Source organism: Cupriavidus sp. WS (assembly GCF_000395345.1).
GTDB classification, from domain to species: domain Bacteria; phylum Pseudomonadota; class Gammaproteobacteria; order Burkholderiales; family Burkholderiaceae; genus Cupriavidus; species Cupriavidus basilensis_B.
This window is the reverse complement of record NZ_AQPL01000284.1, coordinates 1-4,724: the sequence shown is the minus strand read 5'-3', so window position 1 is coordinate 4,724 and position 4,724 is coordinate 1. Positions and strand designations below refer to the sequence as shown.

Here is a 4,724-nt window from a genome sequence, read left to right as displayed (position 1 = left end):
CCCTGATGCCGCCGTTCCCGGCCGGCGCTGTTCAACCGCGCGCCGATCTGCCACCATTGCGGCCCTTCGTTTTCATGGCCCGGCAAGGCGCCCTCGCAATGGCTTCCAGCAAAGCACACCACGCCACCGGATGGGCGGCCGGACTGATCGCCGCGGCGATCGTCGCCAGCGCCGGCGCGGGCGGCCCCTATTCATTCGGCGCCGCGCTGGCCTTTGCCGCGGGCGTGGCCGGCGGCGGCGCGCCGGACTGGCTGGAGGTGGCGTGGTGGTCGCGCTCGCGCCGCCTGTGGATCGCCCATCGGACCTGGACGCACTGGGGCGTGGCCTGGCTCGCGCTGCTGGTGCTGTCGCACCGCGCGCTGGGCAGCCACGCGCTGGCCGCGCCGGCGTTCGGCTTTGCCTGCGGCGGGCTCATGCATCTGCTGGCGGACTGGCCCAATCCGCTCGGCGTGCCGTGGATCTGCGGGCGGCATTCGCTGAACTGGTGGAAGAGCGGGCGCTGCGACGCGCTGGTGGTGGCGGCGTCGTGGGCGGGCGCGCTCACGTTGTCGCGCCATGTGTGGTTCCACGGCGCGCACGGCCTGGACCTGCTGCATTACCTGCGCGCGTGGCATCTACGCGCGTGAGCACGGCAAAAAAGAGGCGGCCACGAGGGGCCGCCGATCGGGAATACGAGGGAGGCAATTCCCTCAGGGATGACTAACGGCCGGCAAAAGTGCCACATTCACCCCTCCGATGTGGGGTGACTTTCCGTGCATATGCGTCGCGCCGATGCGCGCCTCAGGCTTCCAGGCAGCTCAGCGGCGCGCTTTCCGGGCCGGGCTCGTTGGCGCTCTGGCGTTGCCGCTGGCGCCGCACGCCGAGGGTCATCTCGGCATGCGCGGCGTCGAGCCAGGCGGTGCGGTGGCGCACCGGGTCGCGCGGCGAGAGCGCTTCGGCGCCGACCTGCCGCAGGAAATACTTGACCATGCTGCCGGCGCGCGCGGGCACCGGCAGCATGCCGAGCAACTGGCGCCGCTGCAGCAGGCCGGTGTCGACGGCATGGCCCAGCGCGGCCCACGCGGTGCGGCCCAGCGCCACGTACAGGACTTCGCCGCCGGCCTGGGCGAGCCGCTCGAGGAACAGCGCCTCGAACACGTTGCGCAGCATCGGCACCGCCATCAGTTCCTCGAGGTCGCCGTCGTAGGCCAGGCCGCGCCGCGTGGTGGCGTAGGGCAGCAGGGCCAGCGGCTGCAGCCGCGCGAAGCCGTCGCCCCACAGCGAAGCCGCGTTCGGCAGGCCCACCAGCTGCGGGATGCCGAAATGGTCCAGCATGCGGATCAGGTTGGGCCGCACCAGCCGCCCGCCCAGCTCCACCTGGCGCTTGTTCTCGCGCTGGATGGCGCGCCCGGGCGCGTGCCGCTGCAGCAGGCGCTCGGTCAGTTCCGCGGCGAGCTGCACGTGGGTGTGGCCGGGCGTGGTGCTCACCAGCGCCAGCCGCGCGTCCGCGTGCGTGTGCTCGAACGGCACGTAGCGCATGACATAAAAGCGATCGCGATCAACCAGTACCGGCTTGTCGATCACGGACGCCGCCGACCCGCGCCGGATGCGCGAGCAGTACTCTTCCAGATAGTTCGCCAAAGTGTCCCCGCCTTACCGCAGATTTCTCTCTGTCTTCGCCCTGTCGCCGGGCGTGTTCCTGCATGGTAAGTCGCGTGCGCGCGCCAGGCAAAGGCGGCGGTGCCGTTTCCGGCGCGGGGGGCCGGCGGGTATGTGGGGCAGCGAACCAAGCGCGCGCGGGTGCCATCCCGATGGCGGATGGACGCGGCGCGCCCGCGCGGCCGGTGGCCGTGCCGCGTCAGCGCGCCACGCGCTGTTCCTTGCGGCAGGCCTTGCAGACGTGCTCGAGGCCGCCGCGGCGGCGCCCGTCGCGCGAGAAGAACTCGCCGTCGGCGGGCCAGTATTCGCCGCAGTTGCGGCACAGCTTGAGCGGGCCGATATCGGACATCATCACCTCGGTGGCGGCATGGGCGGCGTGGCCCGCATGGGAGGCGGCGCACGGGCGCTCGAGTGCGGTGGCGTGGTCGTACATGGTTTCTCCTTGCCTGGCGCGAACGGGCCGGCGTTGGTCAGGTGTGCGGGCGCGTGGTGCGCGTGGCGCGGGTCCCGGCGGGACGGCTGAAATACCCGGTTACGAAATGGACGGCCGCGCGGGCCGGATCCGCCCCGGCCGGGCGCGCGCGCGGGGCGCGGGCCGCATGGCCGCCGGCGCGGGCCGTCATCGCGCGAGCAGGCTGGAGCAGGCCATCAGCAGCCATCCCGCCGCCGCGCAGGCGCCCAGCCATCCCAGCAGGACCAGCACGATGGTGGTCCACTTCATCGGGGCTGCCGCCGCGGCGCCGCAAGGGCTGCGCGCGGTGCGGCAGGGGTGGCGCGGCGGCGCGCGGGCAGCGCTGCCGGGCGCCATGACGGCGGCTGTGCTCGGGTGTCATTCATGCGACTTCCTTCAGACAGGCAAGACGGCGCTTGCACAACGGTGCAGCTTAGCCACCGCGCAGCACCGCTGTGTGTCCGGGTTGTAAGGAAATGTGCACGGCCGCGGGTGCCGCCGGGGCGCGCCGGCGCTGCCTGGCGCCGCCCGGCGTGTTCCGGTCGCCTTCCCTATAATGGCCGCTCGTGCCGCCGGCCTGCCGCCGCCGGCACGCCGCATTCCGCATCCATCCGCTCACGCTCCGGCCACGCCATGACGACCCTGCTCGACGCCACCTTTGCCCGCACCCTCGATACCCTGGTCGAACGCCTCGCGGCCATGCCCGGCGCGCGCGCCCAGGCGTGGGTGTTCGAGGATGCCGACGCGCGCCGCGCGGCCGAGCGGCGGCTGGCCGCCGCCGGCGTGCGGGCGGAGATCCGCAGCGCGTACAAGCCGCTGGTGCATTTTTTCCTCGACGATTTTCCCGGTGAGGTGGATGTGGCGCAGCGCGCCGCCCACGGCGTGACGGTGCGCCTGCCCGCGGCCGCCACGGACAAGGAGGCGCAGCGCTTCCGCCTGGAGGCTTATCCGCTGGCCGGCCTGCTGCCCGAGGGCGCCCTGCGCCTGGCCGATGGCGATGCCGACGCGCACTACGTGGTCGAAGCCGGCGGCGAGGCCCGCCGCGTGTTCGTGCCGCTCGCGGCCTCGGGCGCGCCGTGCGGATGGCTGCGCCTGTGGCAGGGCGAGGCGCTGGTCGAGGACGGGCCGCTGGCCACCGAATACGAACTGGCCTTCGCCGCGGCGATGGACGCGATCCGCGCGCACGGCTGGGGCGGGCGCGCGCCGTATTTCGACGTGCTGCGCATCGCCATCGGCACCGGCGGCATCGAGCGCCGGCTGGCCTACCAGGACGAATGCATCAGCACGCGCGAAGCGCTGCACGAGGACCTGTATTTTTCCGTGCTGGAATATTTCCAGGACCGCGCCGGCCTGCCGCGCGGGGACCGCACCCTGCAGCCGGGCCAGATCGTGCCGGACGTGCATGCGGGCGCCAGCGAGGGCGCCACGCACGTGCGCGTGGAGGTGCTGCCGCACCCGCGGCCGGCGGCTGCCGCCGGCGCCGCGCCGCTGTCCGCGGCGGCGCTGGCCGCGCTGGCGCGCCCGCTCACGCCCGAGGAGGCCGCCACCGAAATGGCGGCGCTCGGCGGCACGCGCTTCAGCGCGATGTCCACGCAAGGGCGCGTGGTCCACGGCACGCATATCGAAGGCGCGCTGCCCGGGCTGGTGATCTCGGGCGGGCAGCATGCCAACGAGAGTTCCGGCGTGGTCGGCGCGCTGCGCGCGGCGCACGCGCTGCGGCAGCGCCCGCAGGCCAACTTCGCCGTGATCGCGCTGGAGAACCCGGACGGCGCGGCGCTGCACACGCGGCTGCGCGAGGACAATCCGCGCCACATGTCGCATGCCGCGCGCTACACCGCGCTGGGCGACGACCTCGAGGCGCGCACCGCGGCGCCGTTCGGCGAAAAGGCGGCGCGGCTGGAGGCGGCCGAGCGCACCGGCGCCGGGCTGCACATGAGCCTGCACGGTTATCCCGCCCACGAGTGGACGCGCCCGCTTACCGGCTACGTGCCGCCGGGCTTCGAGACCTGGACCATTCCCAAGGGATTTTTCCTGATCCTGCGCCATCACGGCGGGGTCGAGGACAAGGCGCTGGCGTTCATGCAGGCGCTGACGGCGGCGCTGGCCGCCTCGCCGGAACTGGCCGCGTTCAACGCGCGGCAGCTTGCCACCTGGGGCGCGCATGCGGGCGCGGTGCCATTCCCGGTGATCAACGGCATTCCGTGCATGATCGTGGAGGATCACCGCTCCACGGTGCCGTTCATGCTGGTCACGGAGTTCCCGGACCAGACCGTCTACGACGATGCCTTCCGCCTGGCTCACACCACGCAGATGCGTGCGGTGCTGGCGGCGGCGGAACTCTACTGGGCGGGCGCGCTGGCGTAAGGGACAGGGCGCGCCACGCGGCGTCAGTGAATCGTGCGCGTCACTTTGGTGTGGGCGGCCTTGGCCGCCGTGCCGCCGCCGGGGGTGGCGTCTTCGTCCTGCTCGATCATCGTGGCCGCGAGGCTGAGCGCGGCCTGCATCTCTTCGTGCGTCAGCCCCGAGGACAGGGCCAGGCGCACCGCGAGCGATGCGAGCCGGGCGACTTCATAACTGGGAATGGTCATCTCTGCTCCTTGTTCCGGCCTGTCCGCGGCCGGCGGGCCGCGGACAG

The 4,724-nt window shown here is 72.9% G+C and carries 5 protein-coding genes; 2 read left to right on the top strand and 3 right to left on the bottom strand.

All coding sequences use genetic code 11. The features are described 5' to 3' along the window. Positions 1–98 precede the first annotated feature (98 nt). Positions 99–626, top strand: coding sequence for a metal-dependent hydrolase (locus K206_RS0122740; protein ID WP_020204695.1), 528 nt, complete (start codon positions 99–101; stop codon positions 624–626). Between the two features lie 154 nt (positions 627–780). Here the strand turns inward: K206_RS0122740 and K206_RS0122735 are convergent, their stop codons facing one another. Together K206_RS0122735 and K206_RS0122730 are read right to left on the bottom strand one after the other, a co-directional pair. Then, positions 781–1,620 (bottom strand): hypothetical protein, encoded by an 840-nt coding sequence (locus K206_RS0122735; protein WP_020204694.1) that lies wholly within the window; start codon positions 1,618–1,620, stop codon positions 781–783. Positions 1,621–1,837: 217 nt separating this feature from the next. After that, entirely contained in the window at positions 1,838–2,071 is a 234-nt protein-coding gene (locus K206_RS0122730) for a hypothetical protein (protein WP_020204693.1), read from the bottom strand. A gap of 651 nt (positions 2,072–2,722) precedes the next feature. On the opposite strand from K206_RS0122730, the gene K206_RS0122720 reads away from it, so the two are divergent. After that, positions 2,723–4,453, top strand: a complete 1,731-nt coding sequence (locus tag K206_RS0122720; protein ID WP_020204691.1) for a hypothetical protein — start codon at positions 2,723–2,725, stop codon at positions 4,451–4,453. A 23-nt stretch (positions 4,454–4,476) separates the two neighbouring features. Here K206_RS0122720 and K206_RS0122715 read toward each other — a convergent pair. Continuing rightward, the coding region (locus K206_RS0122715) for a hypothetical protein (RefSeq protein ID WP_231401653.1) at positions 4,477–4,724 on the bottom strand (248 nt) is incomplete at its 5' end.